The organism is Paenibacillus sp. LjRoot153 (assembly GCF_964253085.1).
Taxonomy (GTDB): Bacteria; Bacillota; Bacilli; order Paenibacillales; family NBRC-103111; genus Paenibacillus_E.
This window is the reverse complement of record NZ_CAXUQH020000001.1, coordinates 3,393,967-3,412,492: the sequence shown is the minus strand read 5'-3', so window position 1 is coordinate 3,412,492 and position 18,526 is coordinate 3,393,967. Positions and strand designations below refer to the sequence as shown.

Genomic DNA, 18,526 nt, shown 5'->3' with positions numbered 1-18,526 from the left:
ATAAAATGAGAATGAGCAATTTCAGTTGGTCCTTTGGCATGTGCGCCGTCCCTCGTTTCATTGAAATTCCATGCGACACACTCATTCTAGCGGCTGCCCTGAAGCTTTCCTCACTTCATTCGCTAACCGATTAAATTCCTTCCGTGCTTCCGCATCTGAGGTCGCGAAATAGGCTGCTGATAAGAAAGCTATAATCTTGTTCGCATCTTCCACACTTAACATCGCTGCAGGTCTCCTTTATTTATACATTTATTTGCCAGTCCAGTAATCAAAGGTCAACGATTTATTTCTGAAAAAAGAATAAGGAATATAACAATAGCCTGCGTCTCCCCATGCGGTTCCCCATGAGTTTCGAGCAATAATAACACCCTTTCCTTTTTCCTTACCATCCTTATAGCCAACTGCGAGCAGCGCATGACCGCCCAGAAGTCTTTCCTTTTTCCGATTAGGATAGGGGATTTTACCCGTCTTAGAAGCTGTCTTATTCTCAAATGAGGCATAAAGCCAAATACCAAATACAACAGGTGATCCATCTGCGAGCGCAGCCTTCATCCCTGCTAAATCATAAATACGATGATAGCCTTCAATGCGATAATATCTTGCAAGTGCTTCCGCTTCATAATTAGGTGTGTTGCGAAAATTAGCAATCTCATAGGGCCATACTTCCTCTGGGCAAACACCGGTTTTCTGAAGTACTTTGAGCCCATCACGGATCGTAGCTCCTGCATCCTGGTCAATTGTATTCTCCAGCTCACGTTCATGCCAATAGTGGAAAAGACGTGATAATCGAGTTGGGTTCTCTTCTTCGGTTCGCAGCCAAAACTCTCGCAGTCCACTTACTATCGCATTGGACGTGCATGAACCTAACGAACCTTGGTTGACAACCGGCGATAGTTTGCCCCGCAAATCGATTTGCCCCGGCAATTGAGATTCCCGAATATAATTGACACTCCTGTATGTGAAATCACGAAAATCGCGAGGGTCCTGTTTGACTGTATATTTCCGCATACTGTACCTCCTAAGAAGCCTAATCGCTGAGTACTCCAGTGTATTCACCCATAGGCAGGAGCGTGCAAAAAAGAGCCCGACCTTCAGAAATTGAAGTTCGAGCTCTTTCATATTTACCTACTTTATTCCGTTATTGTAACCGTCACTGGCGACCACTCGCCGATAATCGTCTGTCCATGTAAGGAAACACTACCTTGTGGCGTCAAATCCTTCTCTGTCATCATGCCTAGGGCAACTGTGAAGCGATTGAATTTGATCGGCACATTCTTTTCACGTCGCACTTCCTCCCCATTCACATAGAAAATGACTTCGTCATTACCGCGGTGGTACGTAATTTTGTACGTATTGAATTCACGTGGATGGAAATTCGTTTCCTCCTTGAAAATACAGAAGAAGCGCGTTTTGTCCGTCTCAGGAACTTGTACGCCCGGGAATGGAAGCACGGCATACACACTTGCATATTTATCGTTGCCAGCAAAGAAATCTAGCGCAGCCCCTGTTGTAAAATCAAGCAAATTCAAGGAGACGAAGCCATCATATAAATCGTTAGGCTCTGTGTTCTGCGTGCGGGCACGGATTTGAAGCTCAAAGGAAATTTCTCCTTCTTCGGGTACTTCAACATCTTGAGCCGAATAATACATATGCTTTGCGTTATCTAGAAACTGCACATAGTCATTTTTGCGGCTAAGCGGCGCACGTGCATACAGAATACCATTTCGAACAATAATCGTGGCATTCGGTTCTCTGAACTCCCAGAACGATCCATCCGGCATTGGGAACCCACCTATTTTCCAAACTTCGCCCTCAGATAGGATGGTGTGAAAATCACCAATTGTAAATTGCTTGCTCATCGCTTATGACCTCACTTTGTTGTGATATATTTTTATTGAAAAATAGCTTGGACTACCAAAGCTAGCATCATGATCAAGCCGCCTCTGATTGTTGCTTTTAGGGAAGCACCCATTAAAGGCAGATAGGCTGGAGAAGGATTCTCTGACTTCAAATTACCATATACCCGATAAAAAGGAACGGCTGTCACTAAAGCAAGCAGGGCATAGTAAGGGAACACGCCAATAATCACACAGAAAATCAAAGCCAAGTACGATAGTACGAATAGACATTTAGAGAATATGAGCGCTCGCTTCTCGCCCCAGACAACAACTAGCGTTCGCTTACCCGCACTTTGATCTGATTTCCAGTGAAGGAAATGATGATTAAATAGAATTAATGTGGTCAATAAACCGATTGGCAAAGAAAGCAAAATAGGTCGATAATCTACTTGCATGGTCTGCACATAATAACTACCTAAAGTAGGTAGAACACCAAATGAAAGCAAAATAGCAATCTCGCTATATCCTTTGCCACGATAGCCAAATTTAATAGGCGGGGCCACATAGAAGTAGGCAATCAAAGCACCTAAACCTCCGAAAACGAGTACGAGCCAACCGCTGTTTATACTTAAGATAAGACCACAAATAAGAGCTACAGCAAATAATGACCATGTCAACAAGCTAAACGTTCGCTCTGCAATGGTGCCATTTGCTAGAAACCCTGAATTCGTCGAAATCGTTGAAGCTGTTTCCTTGGCAGCCGTATCGATGCCATTTCGAAAATCCCATAAGTCATTAATCATATTCGAGAATAAGTGCGCTGCAATTGACCCAATGAAGGTTAGGACAAATAAGATAGGATGAAATGTATCGTTCCATACGATTGCTCCTAATCCACCTAAAACGACAGGAATAACCATGACTGGAATAACCCGAAATCGTGATGCTTTCAATAATAAAGTTAAGTTGAGGTTATTCATTTCTCACGTCCCTTTCAACAAAAATTGCTCTGCTATTCATACTATCCCAATCCTAGTAGCACTTCAAGTAGGTTTCTATTCCCCAAGAACCACGGTATTCCAGCTCTGGTAAATAGCCGGAAAATAAAACAAGGATGCTAGAGTAATCTCTAGGCATCCTTCTTCGTTATATCACTTATTTCAGATAGAAAACTTCACGCATCGGCGTAATTGGAACTGCTTCACGGAAATCGAAGGAGCCTACAACCATTTTGGATGTAATGGCATTCCACCGATTACATGCTTCACTCTCTGCGAGATAGGCGAAAGCAGCATCTAAATCATCACACAAGAATACATAGAAAAATTGCGCGCCATTTTGAAAAATGGAGTAATCTCGGATTCCAGCTTTACTATGCTCTTCCATAATCTCTGGCCAAGGAGCCAAGTGCATCTCCACATATTCCTCAAGAACTTCTTCGCGAATCGTCCATGTCCAAGCAAATTTACCGCTATTTTGCATAAGGCTCAACCCTTCCTGTATCACATATGGTAGATTTCATCATTTCAACTTTACTTTGCCGACAATCGCCAGTCAATACTGATCTTCACAATCAACAATTCTAAAAAAACTACAAAAAAAACTAAAAACTATGGCGTACCTGCCCAAGAGACCGACCGCTATACTAAAGACATCGCAAATGGAAGCACTTACAAATAGAGAAAGGAGGTCCGTTTCACTATGCGATTGTTCCGAAAAATAGCTCTTGGTATCGATACCTTTATCGAGTCGGCTTCACTTATTGGTTTACTGAGTATGATCATCATTGTCACCGCTCAGGTCATGACGCGTAAGCTATTCAATTTCGTTTTCTACTGGTCCGAAGAAGTCACTATGTTACTGCTTGTCTGGTTCTCATTCATGGGAATCGCGATCGGTTTTCGAGAGAAGCTTCATCTAGGGATTGATTCATTTACACACAAGCTTCCAGCTTCATTCAATAAAGTGCTTGATAAGCTCATTGAACTCACTATTCTCGCATTTGGCATCTATCTCCTGCTATACGGCTGGGATTTCACTGTCATGATGCATGAATCCGAACTGCCAGCAACGGGTATGCCCAACAGTACGTTGTATGTCATTATGCCAATAACGGGCTTCATGACTTGTGCTTATGCACTTCTGCAGCTATTTGGCGTTGAAACGAAACGGCATGTCAATATGAAGGAAGGAGGCACCCACTAATGGACTCGACCATTGCCATTCTCATCTTATGTGTCACCTTCGTTGGTCTGATCGTCCTGCGTTTTCCGATCTCCTTAGCGTTGGCAGGCTCATCACTGCTTACCCTTGTTTACTTGAAGGTTCCACTTGCAACTGTAGGCCAAACCATGATTCAAGGCATGAACTCTTACTCCTTGTTGACGATCCCCTTCTTCATCCTTGCTGGCCAGATCATGAGTGAAGGACAAATGGCTCTTCGACTCATCAATCTCGCTCAGGTTCTTGTTGGGGGGATTCGCGGTGGTCTTGCCATGGTGAACTGTGTGGCATGTATGTTTTTTGGCAACATTTCAGGATCCGCAATAGCCGATGTCTCTTCCATAGGCTCTGTCATGATTCCCATGATGAAAAAGAAAGGATATGACACGGACTACGCCGTAGGCGTCACGGTTTCTGCAGCCATCCAAGGCGTTGTTGTTCCACCGAGTCACAACCTTGTCTTATATTCCCTGGCAGCAGGCGGCGGCATCTCCATTGCCTCTTTATTCCTAGCAGGCATTGTTCCTGGTCTGATTCTCTGTGTATCCCTCATGGTTACAAGCTATATCATCGCGATTAAACGCGGTTATACCAAGAGTGAAAAAGTTCCCTTACGTGATATTCCAAAAATCGTCCGCGACGGACTTCTGTCACTTCTGACTGCGGTCATTATTTTAGGCGGCATATTCACTGGATGGTTTACAGCAACAGAAAGCGGCGCGCTCGCTTGTTTATATGCTTTCATCCTTACGTTTCTCGTCTATCGGGATATTCCAATAAGCCGTATGTGGATCATATTGAAGCGAACCTTTCGAACGGTTTCCATGGTACTCTTTTTAATTGCAGCTTCAGCTACCTTTAGTTGGGTACTTGCTTTTCTCAAGGTTCCTGGCATGTTGACTGATTTGCTGCTTGGCATAACAGATAACCCCATTATCATCTTGTTAATTATCAATGTACTTTTGTTAGTACTAGGCGCTCCGATGGATATGGCACCGCTTATCTTAATTATGACTCCAATTTTACTTCCAGTCGTTACTGCACTTGGCATGGATCCTGTTCACTTCGGCATCATTATGATGTTAAACTTAGGCATCGGACTTCTGACCCCGCCTGTCGGGACCGTCTTGTTCGTTGGATCCGCGATAGGCAACATTTCGATTTCTGAAGGCACGAAGGCGATGATGCCATTCTTCTATGTCATGTGTATCGTCCTTATGATTCTGACCTACATTCCTGGCCTCGTCATGTGGCTGCCCAATCTTCTCAAATAGTTTGAATGGATCTACTAAACTTTCCGACAAAGGGTGATTATCGACATGCATATAAATAGAAAATATTTCTCCATCCTCAGTACAGTCATTGGTACAAGTTTGTTACTTTCAGCTTGCGGCAGCACGCCTACCAACAGCTCAACTGCAGCACCAGGAACAGCTGCTCCCGCTTCAGCAACGAAAAAAAGTGATGGACCTAAATTAAATTTCCGTTTAGCTGAAACACACCCGGCTGATTACCCTACAACAATTGGCGATAAGAAATTCGCAGAGTTGGTCAATCAAGCGTCGGATGGTCGCATCAAAATCGATGTTTTCCCCGCTTCCCAGTTAGGTGAAGAGAAAGCAGTTATCGAGCAAGTCCAACTCGGAGCCATCGAATTTACTCGCGTCAGCACAGGAGCTCTCGGAGGTTTCAACAAGCAATATGAAGTGTTCAGCTTGCCCTATATTTTCGACAATGACGCTCATCAATGGAAATTTCTAGAGAGTGAGCAAGGGACGAAGCTCCTTGACAGTCTAGAGACTTCCCGCATGAAGGGGCTTGCCTACTATAGCTCTGGTGCGCGACATTTCTACTCGAAGAAACCAATTAAAACTTTAGCCGACCTTAAGGGACTCAAAATACGTGTCATTCAAAATAAAGTCAATATCGATCTCATGGCTGCACTTGGCGCAAACGCAACACCAATGCCATACGGTGACGTCTTCAATGCTTTACAGACCGGAATCATTGATGCCGCAGAGAACAACTATCCAAGCTATTTCTCTTCAAATCATTTCCAACAAGCCAAAAATCTCCTTCTAGACCAGCATCAACGTGTACCTGAAGTTTTGCTGATTTCCAAAGTAGCTTGGGATAAGCTATCTAATGAAGACAAGGATTTGATTAAGAAAGCAGCTCAGGAATCCGTCAAAACACAAAAAGCCGAATGGGATAAATTCGAGAAGGATTCCGAAGCTAAAGTAAAGGCAGCAGGCGTCACGATTACCGATGTTTCCGACCTCAAACCTTGGCAGGATGCGGTTAAACCTGTTATTGAGAAATATCGCAGTGAATATAAAGAAACACTAGAAGCGATCGAGAAAGCGAAGAAGTAAACCCGATAAAAAAAGGATACATGGAGGTGAAATCCGCCTCACATGTGTCCTTTTTCTTTGGGCATTCCGCCGCATTTACGATATTCTAAAGGTGAAATAGAGATTAGCTTCTTGAACGTGGTACTGAAGTAAGAAATATCTGAATACCCCAGTCTTTCCGCGATTTCAGAAACGCGCAAGGATGTTTTTACAAGCAATCGTTTCGCCTCTTCCATGCGCATTTCAATTACAAAATCAACGAACTTGCCTCCGGTTTGCTGCTTGAAAAGCTGACTTAAATAGCTAGGATTGAGATGTACCAGTGTCGCCGCATCGGTCAACGAAATCTCTTTATGAACATTCGCCACAACGAATTGCTGTACACGTGCTATCGCGGACAGTTCATCTGAATTTAATACAGCAGTATCCGCACGTAATGCCTCTTCCCGCGTTTCACGTTCTTGAATCCATCTGCGTAAACAATCAGCCATCGCTTCCGATTCCACAGGCTTTAATAAAAAATCCTTCACGCCATGCCGAATTGCTTTCTGAGCTAATTGGAAATCATCATACCCACTAACTAATATGACATTTACTGCCTTATAGGCTAATTGCTCCGCTAATCCAATTCCATCCATAATTGGCATTTTAATATCAGAAATCACGAGATCAGCTTGATGATGCTGAATCGCGTCGAGCGCTTCTAGCCCATTTCCACACTCCTGCATAATAGCTACAGGCAGCTTGGTCTGCTCAACAGCTTTCCGCAACACAACACGGACCCATTTCTCATCATCAACGAGTATGATTTTATACACGACTAGCCCCTCCCTCTCCTTGTAGCTTTAGCGGCAGCTTAATTCTAACTGTGGTTCCAGCACCAACGCTACTTTCCAGTTCAAGACCAGAATCCTCCTCAAATAAGTATGAAATTCGACGATGTACATTGACTATGCCGATCTGTGAGACTGCTGTGACCATATCTTTTTGCTGCAAATCGAGCTGTAAGGATCTCAGTCTATCATCAGGTATTCCGGTTCCGGTATCTTTGATTTCTAATATAAAATGCTTCTCATCATATTTTTTTGCAGAAATATCAATATGGACGGGCATCGCACTCGTCTCCAAGCCATGAATGACACAATTCTCAACAAGTGGCTGGAGAGCGAACTTGGCAATCCACTGTGTCTCCGCCCATGATGGAATCTGAAACGAATACGTGAGCCTCTCTTGAAACCGATATTGTTGAATCCGCAAGTACATGTCACAGATATGAACTTCTTGTTGCACGGAAATAGTTGCGCCTGCATGATTCAAATTGTAACGCAGTAGCCGCGCCAATGAGGCAACCAATACGGAAATATCCGTCATATCCTTTTCCAATGCCATACCTCTGACCGTTTCTAACGCATTCATCAAAAAATGGGGGTTCACTTGGGATTGCAGCACTTTCAGTTCCGTCTCTTTCTGGCGTAGCTGAAGATCTTTCTCGCGAAGTTCAGAATAGTAAATTTCATCCATGAGTACCTGCAGCTTCTCGACCATTTTATTAAAATCATTCGTTAACTGACCTATCTCATCTTTGGACTCTATATCTACACGGGACTGGAAGTCCCCTGCTTTCACTCTTTTCATAAAAAATTGAAGTGATCGTATCGGTCGAACGATGCTAGTCGCGAAGCCAATACCGATTAAATAGGCGATAAGCAGTGTAAAGACAACGGTCCACCAAATGGTTTGCCTAATATATTGTGTACCATGCGTTAATTCGGATTCCGGGATCATCGTTATTAATCGCCAATTCAAATATGACGACTTGCTCCATGTATAGAACGGTTTCTCTCCTGTTGATGCTTGGTAAGAGCCACTATCTCGCGTGAGAATAATCGGTAATTGTTCAAGCTCTGATAAATGACCAATCTCCTCATTGGCTGGGGAAAATATATAATGGCCCGCGGGATCGATGATGGAGAGATATCCCGTACGCCCAATCGTCACGCGATCAGCAATTTCTTGAATGCGTTTGAAATTAACTTCCATGATCAAGGTCGCAACAGGTTCCAACGTATTCGGACTCACTAACCTCTTCACAATGGAGAGGACTGGCACATATTCGAGCTCATAGCGAGGTGAAGGCGGACGAATGATAAGCCGAATATCACTATTGGAAGGAACGTTAGAAAACCATGGTTCTTGAATTAATTCTATGGCTGGTGTTACGTTTTTGTTGAAGCTTGTATCCAGAACTGCTTTATCCTCCATAACAAGCAGGATACGCGAAATATCTGATCGCGAGTACGCGGTGTCGTGAAATAACTGCATCATGGGTTCGCGGATACCCGATTCCTTCACTTCTTGTTCACTCGTCATCCGAAGGAACTGCTGCATGGCCGGATGGTTCTGCATACGAATCGAGTCAATTTCGAAATCGCGTATGTAATACTCAATGTGGAGCTTGACCTGCTCAATAATTTGTTCATTACTTAAATTCGCTTCTTCCCGCAGCACCTCAGACGATTTCTGATAGGAGATGAATCCAACAACACATAACGGAATCACAACTAGCATAGCTGAATAGACAAGCAATTTAACAGTCAGTGGACGATCACGTAAAAATAAGCTGCGGTGAAACCAATTCCACGCTTTACGTCCCCTTTTTCGCATAATCAGCCTCCATCTAACATATGTAAACGCATTCAAATCTCTTACTAAAGTAAAACCAGTTGCGGGAGCAACTGGTTATCTTTTCACCAAATCTTCTCTAATCGGTGTAAATACATCTAAGAGTGCAGAGTCTTCCAACGCGGTAACGCCATGCTTAGCTCCACTAGGTATATAAACCGTTTGGCCTTGTTCAATAACAGTAACGACGCCATCGATTGTAAATTCGATTTTACCCTTCAAGCAATACGACATTTGTTCGTGAACATGACTGTGCTGATAACCAATGGCCCCAGGTTCAAAGTGAACCTCCATCATCATTAAACCTACTTCAGCTTTCAAAATACAGCGAGTCACGCCTGGTTCTGCAGCTTCCCATACGCCAATATTAGACATCTGACTGTCCCCTTTCGTTATAAAACGCTTCCACCTAAAATTAAAAAAAGAAGGACCGCAAGCGGCCCTTCACTTACCTACTAATTATACCCGAAAAGAACCCAAATGAACATACTTGAAAATAAACGAACCTCACGCCGTTGTTGTCGCGCGATCCTTTCCTTTGTCAGCTTCTCCTGCGTTCTTGTTCGCTGCTTCACGATCCTGCTGCATATCAGCGACTGTTTTCACTTTCACACGAGCAGCACCCTCATAGTCACGCGTCGGAATGAGGTTCCCAGCTGCAAGACGCAGTTTGGCCTCAGCAATCGCCGCACCATATTGCGGCAGCCAAGCCTCTTGGGCAACCAGCATTTCATCAACCATTTGCCAAATTTCCTTCGGATTGCAGACAGCTCCAACGAGAGGATCCATCATAAAGGCTTGACGCAGCAGCTTATCATCCCCATGAACAGCCGCTTCTACCGCTAAGCGCTGAACGGAGATGCTGACATTGCACACCGCCGCTGGCCCCAATGGCAGATCACCGACATGCGGCATCGAAATGCCGTTGCGATCCACATAGCCTGGCGCTTCGATAATGGCGTCCGCTGGTAAATTCGAGATCACACCTTGATTAACCAAGTTGAAATGTCCACGGTAGACGCGTCCTGTTTCCAAGCCTTCAATGATATAGGAGCCATGCTCTTCACTGCGCTTCTCGCTCGCATAGACGAATGCCGGATCGTTCATCCAGTTCGGGAAATCGGTTTCGAACCAACGTCGTCCCTCCGTGCACACACGTAAGTATCCACCTGTTTCTCCATTAATCCAAGACCCCATATCAATCCAATCCCCAATTTCACTTGCCCTTTTCCGATACCAAGGAACATACTCACTCAAATGTCCATTCGACTCTGTGCTGTAGTAGCCAAAGCGGCGCAGCATATCAATTCGAACTTTCTCTGTTCGTGCATACTCGGCATGATTCTCAAATGCTTCTAGTAACCCTGCCGTCAAATCCTTACCCTCGTGGGAAGCCTGAATATACCATGTTTGATGATTAATGCCAGCGCATATAATGTCCACGTCTTTCTTATCCAATCCATAAACAGCTGCGATTTGATGATGACCGTGCTGTACACCGTGGCAAAGGCCTATCGTGCGTACACCGCCGTATTTATTACAAGCCCAAGTCAGCATTGCCATAGGGTTCGCGTAATTCAATAGTGTGACATCTGGCGCAGCGACCTCGCGAATATCTTGGCAAATGCGAAGCATTTCGGAAATGCCACGTTGGCCGTACATGATGCCACCTGCACACAATGTATCGCCTACGCATTGGTCCACACCATATTTCAAAGGAATGTCAACATCTGTTGCAAAAGCCTCGAGACCACCAACACGTATTGTGCATAGCACGTATTTCGCACCCTCTAACGCTTCCCTGCGATCCGTTGTCGCTTGAATCTGAATCGATAGGCCATTCTCATGGATATCTCTTTGGCAGAGCTCCGTCACCATCTCTAAATTATGTGGATTAATGTCTGTAAAAGCCACTTGAATGTTATGAAATTCAGGTACAGCTAATAAATCTCGTAGTAATCCACGTGTGAATCCGATACTTCCTGCGCCAATGAATGTTACCTTAAATGCCATATATATCGCCCTCTCTATCACTTCGTCTATGCTTCACATTGTACCAAGCAAAGAGAGAAAACGTTATCAAATTTCTAACCTCATTGTACGCCATGTGTCAAAAATCCTAACTTCCTTCTGGATACATATGCTTGTGCGTGTTCATCGACTTGCGAAAATCAGTAGGCGTAATATTCGTGTGCGCCTTGAATAACATATGAAAATACTGACGACTGCCCACCCCGATATACTCAGAAATATCCGCAATCGGAATGTCTGTTTCGAGCAGCAGCATTCGTGCTTTTTCCATTCTTATTTCGGTTAAATATGCCATCAGGGTTTGTCCTGTCACCGCTTTGAATATGCGCTGTAAATAGCCTGGATGTAAATTCACAGCCCCTGCAATCTCTTTAACTTGAATCTCACGATCGTAATTTTGATGCATATAATCCATGCTTATCTTCACATACCATTCGCTTTGCACCAAACTATTGCTTGCAGATTCACGGCGTAAACGAGCGATTCGGATCAGCAGTTGAGCAATCAGCAGTTGAATCATCGACTCACTCTTGTCCGCTGGCTTATCTAGCTCTAGCACCAAACTTTTCATCACATGATAAACTTCATCTGGATCACGCAGCACTAAGTAAGCGGTCTGAACTTCCAATAAAGAGTTCAATTGTTTCTCTTCCGCGGCAAGTTGTTGTAAAGAGGGCATCACGCCCTGATGCGGTGTAAAGCGAAATTCCACATTGAGCATGCGACATGGCTCATCATCTTCAACAATAAGTCGATGGGCAATATTGGCATTGAGAAGAATGAATTCCCCTTTTTTCAATTTAACTCGTTCAGTTCTTGTTGGGGAAAGCTGTATCTCTATCTCACAAAAACCTTGTATGGTATACATGATCTCAGTCGCATCATGTCGGTGAAAGGGCATATGAAAGCCTTGCCATTGTTTAAAATAATAAGCAACCACTTGAGGATGACAGGGGTGATCCGGCGACAAAGCAGGAAATAATCTTGTTGATTGTGGCATCGGGAACTCCTTTCCATCCGTTCATATGATCATTGTACTCCCCTGCCTTCAAAAAGAAAATCCCTTCCATAAGGAAGGGATTCGTCATACATTTAGTCTCGATCCGTGTACTCATCATTCGAAAAAGGATGACTTAAATTATCCATAATTTCTTCAACAGCCTCACTTATCATATCCGTCGGAGTTGTATCTTCTTCATCTGGCAGTGTTGGAATTGTATCATTGCAAACGTGATCGAAATAGTGACTTTTGTCCATCGACATATGCCTCCTCATTCATATCTTCCTAATAAACTGTACTCGTTTGCTTGTTTTGTACACTTTCCGCTTACTTTATTCACAACTTCCCTAATTTCCACAAATCGCACGCAAGATCTCCTTGCCTAAATGGTTGATATGAAGTAAATTAAACCTATATGAACGTATATCAACACAAATAAACCAACTCTAAGGAGAGATTAAACCATGGATATTCGCTATGCGTCCCACCCGAATGAAGTTAAACAATTTGATACTGAACGTTTACAAGCTGAATTTCAAATCCAATCGTTATTTACTGAAAACCAAGTGACATTAGTTTACTCACACGTTGACCGTTTTATTATTGGCGGAGTTTTGCCTACAACTGAAACGCTTAAATTAGAAGCTGACACGAAAGAAATGGCTGCTGACTACTTCTTAGAGCGCCGCGAAATCGGCATCATCAACGTAGGAGCAAGAGGAACAATTACAGTTGATGGTACAGCATACACGATGGATTCCAAAGACTGCATTTACATCGGTCTTGGCTCCAAAGAAATTTCCTTCGCAAGCGATGATGCAGCGAACCCAGCGAAGTTCTACTTCAACTCCACACCAGCTCACACAACGTACCCAACAGTGAAAGTGGCGATTAGTGAAGCGACACCTGCTCACCTAGGCAGCATCAACACTTCTAATGAGCGTACAATTTATAAATACATCCACTTGGACGGCATTCAAAGCTGTCAACTTGTTATGGGTATGACATTATTGAAACCAGGCAACATGTGGAACACAATGCCGACTCATACGCACAACCGTCGTTCTGAGGTTTATTTCTATTTTGACATGCCAGAAGATGCCGTTGTCTTCCACATGATGGGTGAACCGCAACAAACACGTCATGTTGTTATGCGCAATGAGCAAGCTGTTATCTCACCAAGCTGGTCTATTCACAGCGGTGTTGGTACGAATAACTACACATTCATTTGGGGTATGGCTGGCGAAAATCAAATGTTTAACGATATGGACGCAGTTGCCATGCAAGATTTAAAATAATCGGTAATCCCATTACAAGAACGGATGAATCCCGATGAATCCATTACGTAGATATGAAACGATCATGGAAGTTTTACTCGCTCAGAAAGAAGTCACCGTAAATGAGCTGAGTGAACGTCTAGAAGTAACAGGAAAAACCATTCGCGAGGATTTAGCCAAGCTCGAAGAAAAAGGGCTGCTTATCCGCATTCATGGCGGTGCTATGCTAGCTCAAAGTGATCAGTTAGGCATTCTCTCTGCGAAAGAACCGAATATCAAGCATGCCGACAAAAAATCGGAGATTGCATCTCTCGCACTCCGGTACATCCAGCCTCGCGATATTATCGCACTGGATGGCGGCTCGACAACGCTTGAAATTGCTAGGCGGCTGGATAATCAGCCGCTTACCGTTGTAACCAACGATCTTTACATTATTTCTGAACTTGTCCATAAGGATGAAATTCGGCTTGTCGTGCCTGGCGGTTATCGTCTGCGCAACATGCTTGCCGGTCCAGAAGCTGTAGACTATGTGCGAGGCCTCAACATTCAGAAATCGTTCATTTCTGCCACTGGGGTGCATCTGCAGCATGGCTTTACGATTTATACCAATGATCTAGTTGAGTATAAGCGGGCCTTAATAAGTGCCAGTGCAACCGTCTATGGGGTTATCGATCACTTCAAATTCGGACAATGTGCGTTGCGAACCTTCGCATCCCTTTCTGAGGTAGCTATGATTTTAACCGATAGCGGGTTGACGGAAGAAACGGCTCAGCAGTTCCGCGAAACGGGCATCCAGATTGAAACACTTTAAGAATAAGTTGCAAAGTTGAAACCTATAATTTCTTTTTTGGAAAAGGAGTACGTTATGACACTTTTTAATCTCTCGGGAAAAACAGCATTCGTTACAGGTGCTTCAGGCGGCCTAGGCCAAGCCATGGCTATCGGTCTTGCAGAAGCAGGCGCAAACGTAATTGCAGTATCCTCATCTGAAAGCGTTCAAACCGTTGAAGCGATCCGCGCATTAGGCGGCAAAGCAGAGCTTATCGCAGCTGATCTAAGCAATGAAGACATCCTTGAAGATGTTGTTGCTAGAGCGATTGGTATTTACGGCGGCATCGATATTCTAGTGAATAATGCGGGTATTATCCGTCGTACACCAGCAGTAGACCACGCGCGTCAAGATTGGCACGATGTGATTGACCTGAACTTGAACTCGGCTTTCTTCCTTTGCCAACTGATTGGTCGTCATATGATCGAACGCGGCAGCGGTAAAATCGTGAATATTGCCTCGATGCTAACGTACCAAGGTGGAATTAACGTGCCAGGTTACACAGCAAGTAAGCATGCGATTGCAGGTGTGACGAAAGCATTAGCGAACGAGTGGGCAGGAAAAGGCATCCAAATCAATGCCATTGCTCCCGGCTATATGACAACAAATAACACGGCTCCAATTCTCAAAGATGAGAAACGTACGGCTTCTATCACTGAGCGTATTCCAGCCGGCCGTTGGGGTTCACCAGAGGATTTGAAAGGTCCTGTTGTCTTCTTGTCTTCGGGTGCTTCCGATTATATGAACGGACACGTGCTTTGCGTGGACGGCGGATGGATGGCCAGGTAGATGGGCATCGGGACACTCGCTCATACCGTCGGCCATCTGCCCTTGAAGGAATTGACAGCGAAGTTAAGCGGACGAGGCATCGACTTCGTTCAATTAGCACTTAGTAAAGCGATTAGCGATTATGATTTAAGTCTTGGGAAATTAAGCCCAGCTCTCGCCTATCATATTGGCGAGCAATTTCATCGCGCTGGTGTGCGGATTGGCGTGCTCGGATGTTACATCAATCCCATTCATCCCGATCCGCAGCAACGTCGCTATGAAATCGATAGATTCAAAGAGCATTTACGGTACGCCAGAGACTTTGGCACATCCATAGTCGCGACTGAAACGGGTGATCTGACAACGTATCTTGCGGATGATGCTAGCGGGTATGAGGCCAAAGGATGGTCCATCCTGAAGCAAACGGTTGAGGAATTAGCAGAAGAGGCCGAGCGTTGGGGCGTTCATATCGGATTAGAACCGGTTTTCACGCATACTTTATCCAGTACAGAGAAAATGGCACGAATCCTAGAAGAAGTTCCTTCTAGCACGTTGGGTGTCGTTTTCGATCCCGTTAATCTGCTGCCTCCAACTGTGGTTGAACCGCAAGATCAAGGAGCTTTCTTGGATCATGCCTTCGCAACTTTTGGCAGCCGAATAGTCCTGACTCATTTGAAAGATTATGTAGTCAAAAATGGTCAAAAAAATGAAATTGAGTCCGGCCAAGGAATATTTGAGACGTCAGCTTTCTTGAAAAAGCTGCACCAATACAAGCCAGGCGTTGATATTTCATTGGAGCGACTCGAAAATCATACGATCGAAGAAACGTTTAAGTATGTTAGAGGTCTTTTATAGTGAATCGACCCCCGATCTCTCCCTGGAGAGGTGTCGGGGGTTTCTCATTACACTAGATACTTAGGACACGGTCGCTCCTCTTCACTTTTTAATATCCGCTTCAGTAAGTACTTCGAATTTATCGCCGAGGTGCTGCTGCAGCGCCTTCAAGGTCGCCACACCAACGGCAATATCCTCCTCGCCTGCCCCTCCGCTCACGCCAACCCCGCCAATGACTTGACCGTTGACCACGATAGGAAAGCCACCTACAAAAATAGCAAACTTCCCCGGCATCATGGCGTGAATGCCAAACGCTTCCCCATGGATCGTCGCTGGCCCGCCAGGTTGATTAAACAGGTGCGTCGAACGTCTATGCCCACTTGCCGTAAAAGCTTTCGCCATTGCCAGCTCAGGGCTCGTGTTGCGTGCCCCGTTCATTCGCTCTAAGGCTAACAAATAACCGCCTTCATCGACGATACAAATCGTTTCTGCCGCTTGAGCTTCCTCCGCAGCTTGAATACCAGCAGCAATCATCACCTTCGCTTCCTCGATTTCTAGCTTCAAGACGGATCTCATGATGCATGGCCTCCTTTGTCGAACCTTATCCGCTTGGCACATTACAATCTCACCTTCGGCACATTTTCCATTTATATGGGGTTTTCGGCGGAAAAAGTCGCATGAGTGACTAGCTAACGAGAATTTTGGCGTAAAAAAAGCCCACACAATCTCCACTGAAGGAGACTGAATAGGCTTGATGCAAATGTTACTTATTCGGTTGTTGCGCGCGAGCTGGTCGGGTCGGACGTTCTACCCAGTTCTCACGGCTCATGCGTTTCACTTGATTAATTGGATTCGAAAGATCAATCACTTCTGCTTTAAAAGGCTGCTCTGCTGCAAGCTTCTCTTTGTAGCTTGTGCCAGGTGCAGGACCGCCTCCACCATTCCGTTTTCCCTTGTTCCATACGCGATTCTTGCTCATGCCACCACTCCACCGTTTTTTGTTTAAGTGTAATGGCAGTTACCAAAAAACGCAAATGCAGATTTCACAATAGAGCAAGCTGGATGCGCGGTGACGTTGGACTAATGGAAAAAGTTGAATTTACGGCGCAAGGAACCTCGAACTACTCTCAGCCTTCTATATCGCCACTGCCTATTTCCAAGCACACACTCTGACTTCTATACCACCACTGCCTTCCTCCAACCACTCACTCTGTAAAATAACTGGAAAACATGAAGCTACTTTCACACAGAATCGCTAATGAAAGAGAATAACTGGAAAACCTACAGCTAATTTTCACCGATTGGCTGATATCAAACCAAATCGCTGAAATTAGCTGCATGAAATCCAGTTATTTCAGATTTTCAAGCAAATTCAGCGAAATTAGATGTACATTTTCCACTAATGACGTGGCGGAAGTGGGGATGGCCTGTTTGACAAGGGGCGCTGATTGTCTGGTGAAACGCCTAGAGGAGCGCTAGTTCCCCTAACTTTACAGATCGAACGCCTTCGCAAGCAAGCGATACGAATGCAATCGCGCTTCGATGTTATGGATCGGCGAGACAACCATGATTTCATCCGCTTGATAAGCTTCATTCAGCTTCAAGATCTCTTCTTTCACTTGCTTCGGTGTACCAACTATCCGTCTGTGGCGGCCATTGCGAATCATGGCATAGTCATTCTCCGTATACGGGTAATTGAGCGCCGTATTCACTGACGGGAACGACGGCAGCAGCATCCCACGACCTAAAGACAAGAAGAATAAGTCCGTGCTCAGTGCCAGTTGATTCGCTTCTTCCTCCGTATCCGCGCAGATGACCAACACGGCTGCTAGAGAGTGTGGCTTCTCATTCAAGATCGACGGTGTAAAATGCTCGCGATAAATTCGCAGCGCCTGCTCACAGTCCGCATTCCCAAAAAATTGCGCGAAGCCGAAAGCAGCCCCCTGATCAGCAGCAATTCTTGCGCTGTCATAGGAAGAGCCGAGCAGCCAAATTTCCGGTGCCGTCGGAATGATCGGCGATGCATGCAGAGCGGCGAATCTATGCCCCGCTGGAAGTGAATCATATAAATAACCCGTCAAATCAGCGATTTGCTGAGGGTATTGGTCAACACCTGTATATTTGCCCTCTTGCAGCGCACGTGTGGATATCGGCATGCCGCCTGGTGCACGGCCAAGCCCAACGTCAATACGCCCCGGATGCAGCGCCTCCAACAAGCGGAAGTTTTCAGCAACTTTATATGCGCTATAATGAGGCATCATGATGCCTCCAGAGCCTAGTCGGATGCGCTCTGTTTTGGCAGCCAAATGCGCGATCAGAACCTCAGGACTCGAATGCGCCAATGCTTGTGAAGCATGATGTTCCGACACCCAGAAGCGGCTGTAGCCAATTCGATCTGCTTCTTGTGCGAGTTCAGTCGTCTCAGCCAACGTCTGCGCGGCATTACGACCTTCTCCAATTTGCGATTGATCCAAAATACTTAATTTTAACACTTGAATTCACCCCCACATAACTGTAACATAAAAAAGAACAGAATAGCAAAAAACACGTATATCCACCTAATAGCTTCTCCAATTCACGAATTTAATGTAAAAATCACATGAACATTCATAAAGTGACAGAATCTCTTATTTTACACCTCTACCAAACTTATCCATAAGATGGTATTTTATTATATACATCCTAGCGAA

General features: G+C 44.8%; 21 protein-coding genes. 7 read left to right on the top strand and 14 right to left on the bottom strand.

What is annotated here, in order from left to right; genetic code table 11:
• Positions 1 to 81: 81 nt before the first annotated feature.
• From ACSQ8P_RS14190 to ACSQ8P_RS14170, 5 genes are all read right to left on the bottom strand, one after another.
• Positions 82 to 222, bottom strand: coding sequence for an N-acetylmuramoyl-L-alanine amidase (locus ACSQ8P_RS14190; RefSeq protein WP_436235792.1), 141 nt, complete (start codon positions 220 to 222; stop codon positions 82 to 84).
• Positions 223 to 249: 27 nt separating this feature from the next.
• On the bottom strand, positions 250 to 1,008 hold the full coding sequence (locus ACSQ8P_RS14185; protein WP_436235791.1) for a C1 family peptidase: 759 nt from the start codon (positions 1,006 to 1,008) through the stop codon (positions 250 to 252).
• A 122-nt stretch (positions 1,009 to 1,130) separates the two neighbouring features.
• Positions 1,131 to 1,859, bottom strand: a complete 729-nt coding sequence (locus tag ACSQ8P_RS14180; RefSeq protein WP_436235790.1) for a DUF6081 family protein — start codon at positions 1,857 to 1,859, stop codon at positions 1,131 to 1,133.
• 32 nt (positions 1,860 to 1,891) lie between these two features.
• Positions 1,892 to 2,791, bottom strand: a complete 900-nt coding sequence (locus tag ACSQ8P_RS14175) for a prenyltransferase (protein WP_436235789.1) — start codon at positions 2,789 to 2,791, stop codon at positions 1,892 to 1,894.
• A 202-nt stretch (positions 2,792 to 2,993) separates the two neighbouring features.
• Positions 2,994 to 3,320 (bottom strand): L-rhamnose mutarotase, encoded by a 327-nt coding sequence (locus ACSQ8P_RS14170; protein ID WP_436239524.1) that lies wholly within the window; start codon positions 3,318 to 3,320, stop codon positions 2,994 to 2,996.
• A gap of 219 nt (positions 3,321 to 3,539) precedes the next feature.
• Here ACSQ8P_RS14170 and ACSQ8P_RS14165 point away from each other — a divergent pair, with 219 nt between their 5' ends.
• From ACSQ8P_RS14165 to ACSQ8P_RS14155, 3 genes are read left to right on the top strand one after another with little or no spacing between them, the layout of a single operon-like run.
• A complete protein-coding gene (locus ACSQ8P_RS14165) occupies positions 3,540 to 4,043 on the top strand; it encodes a TRAP transporter small permease (RefSeq protein ID WP_436235788.1) in 504 nt (167 codons plus the stop codon).
• On the top strand, positions 4,043 to 5,335 hold the full coding sequence (locus ACSQ8P_RS14160; protein WP_436235787.1) for a TRAP transporter large permease: 1,293 nt from the start codon (positions 4,043 to 4,045) through the stop codon (positions 5,333 to 5,335). Before ACSQ8P_RS14165 ends, ACSQ8P_RS14160 begins: the two co-directional genes overlap by 1 nt.
• A gap of 45 nt (positions 5,336 to 5,380) precedes the next feature.
• Positions 5,381 to 6,436, top strand: coding sequence for a TRAP transporter substrate-binding protein (locus tag ACSQ8P_RS14155; protein ID WP_436235786.1), 1,056 nt, complete (start codon positions 5,381 to 5,383; stop codon positions 6,434 to 6,436).
• A gap of 38 nt (positions 6,437 to 6,474) precedes the next feature.
• Here the strand turns inward: ACSQ8P_RS14155 and ACSQ8P_RS14150 are convergent, their stop codons facing one another.
• The 6 genes from ACSQ8P_RS14150 to ACSQ8P_RS14125 form a co-directional block, all read right to left on the bottom strand.
• Positions 6,475 to 7,233: a response regulator transcription factor gene (locus ACSQ8P_RS14150; protein ID WP_436235785.1), complete on the bottom strand. Its 759-nt coding sequence runs from the start codon at positions 7,231 to 7,233 to the stop codon at positions 6,475 to 6,477.
• Positions 7,226 to 9,079, bottom strand: coding sequence for a sensor histidine kinase (locus ACSQ8P_RS14145; RefSeq protein ID WP_436235784.1), 1,854 nt, complete (start codon positions 9,077 to 9,079; stop codon positions 7,226 to 7,228). The genes ACSQ8P_RS14150 and ACSQ8P_RS14145 overlap by 8 nt, the downstream gene beginning before the upstream one ends.
• A gap of 75 nt (positions 9,080 to 9,154) precedes the next feature.
• Positions 9,155 to 9,472 (bottom strand): cupin domain-containing protein, encoded by a 318-nt coding sequence (locus ACSQ8P_RS14140; RefSeq protein ID WP_056609861.1) that lies wholly within the window; start codon positions 9,470 to 9,472, stop codon positions 9,155 to 9,157.
• Between the two features lie 132 nt (positions 9,473 to 9,604).
• Positions 9,605 to 11,110, bottom strand: coding sequence for an alpha-glucosidase/alpha-galactosidase (locus tag ACSQ8P_RS14135; protein WP_436235783.1), 1,506 nt, complete (start codon positions 11,108 to 11,110; stop codon positions 9,605 to 9,607).
• 106 nt (positions 11,111 to 11,216) lie between these two features.
• On the bottom strand, positions 11,217 to 12,128 hold the full coding sequence (locus tag ACSQ8P_RS14130) for an AraC family transcriptional regulator (protein WP_436235782.1): 912 nt from the start codon (positions 12,126 to 12,128) through the stop codon (positions 11,217 to 11,219).
• A gap of 92 nt (positions 12,129 to 12,220) precedes the next feature.
• Positions 12,221 to 12,385 (bottom strand): hypothetical protein, encoded by a 165-nt coding sequence (locus tag ACSQ8P_RS14125; RefSeq protein WP_436235781.1) that lies wholly within the window; start codon positions 12,383 to 12,385, stop codon positions 12,221 to 12,223.
• 207 nt (positions 12,386 to 12,592) lie between these two features.
• Here ACSQ8P_RS14125 and kduI point away from each other — a divergent pair, with 207 nt between their 5' ends.
• The 4 genes from kduI to ACSQ8P_RS14105 are packed head-to-tail and all read left to right on the top strand — an operon-like array spanning position 12,593 to position 15,857.
• Entirely contained in the window at positions 12,593 to 13,426 is an 834-nt protein-coding gene (gene kduI / locus ACSQ8P_RS14120; RefSeq protein WP_056609867.1) for a 5-dehydro-4-deoxy-D-glucuronate isomerase, read from the top strand.
• Positions 13,427 to 13,460: 34 nt separating this feature from the next.
• On the top strand, positions 13,461 to 14,216 hold the full coding sequence (locus ACSQ8P_RS14115) for a DeoR/GlpR family DNA-binding transcription regulator (RefSeq protein ID WP_436235780.1): 756 nt from the start codon (positions 13,461 to 13,463) through the stop codon (positions 14,214 to 14,216).
• Positions 14,217 to 14,270: 54 nt separating this feature from the next.
• Complete coding sequence (gene kduD, locus ACSQ8P_RS14110; RefSeq protein WP_436235779.1) at positions 14,271 to 15,023, top strand: 2-dehydro-3-deoxy-D-gluconate 5-dehydrogenase KduD; 753 nt, start codon at positions 14,271 to 14,273, stop codon at positions 15,021 to 15,023.
• Positions 15,024 to 15,857 carry a sugar phosphate isomerase/epimerase family protein gene (locus tag ACSQ8P_RS14105; RefSeq protein ID WP_436235778.1) on the top strand — a complete coding sequence of 278 codons (834 nt, stop codon included), beginning with the start codon at positions 15,024 to 15,026 and terminating at the stop codon, positions 15,855 to 15,857. It abuts the gene before it with no gap.
• An 81-nt stretch (positions 15,858 to 15,938) separates the two neighbouring features.
• Here the strand turns inward: ACSQ8P_RS14105 and ACSQ8P_RS14100 are convergent, their stop codons facing one another.
• From ACSQ8P_RS14100 to ACSQ8P_RS14090, 3 genes are all read right to left on the bottom strand, one after another.
• Positions 15,939 to 16,412 carry a GlcG/HbpS family heme-binding protein gene (locus ACSQ8P_RS14100; RefSeq protein WP_436235777.1) on the bottom strand — a complete coding sequence of 158 codons (474 nt, stop codon included), beginning with the start codon at positions 16,410 to 16,412 and terminating at the stop codon, positions 15,939 to 15,941.
• A gap of 187 nt (positions 16,413 to 16,599) precedes the next feature.
• Entirely contained in the window at positions 16,600 to 16,815 is a 216-nt protein-coding gene (locus tag ACSQ8P_RS14095; RefSeq protein WP_171635149.1) for a hypothetical protein, read from the bottom strand.
• 511 nt (positions 16,816 to 17,326) lie between these two features.
• Positions 17,327 to 18,328: an LLM class flavin-dependent oxidoreductase gene (locus ACSQ8P_RS14090; RefSeq protein ID WP_236291048.1), complete on the bottom strand. Its 1,002-nt coding sequence runs from the start codon at positions 18,326 to 18,328 to the stop codon at positions 17,327 to 17,329.
• Between the last annotated feature and the right edge of the window lie 198 nt (positions 18,329 to 18,526).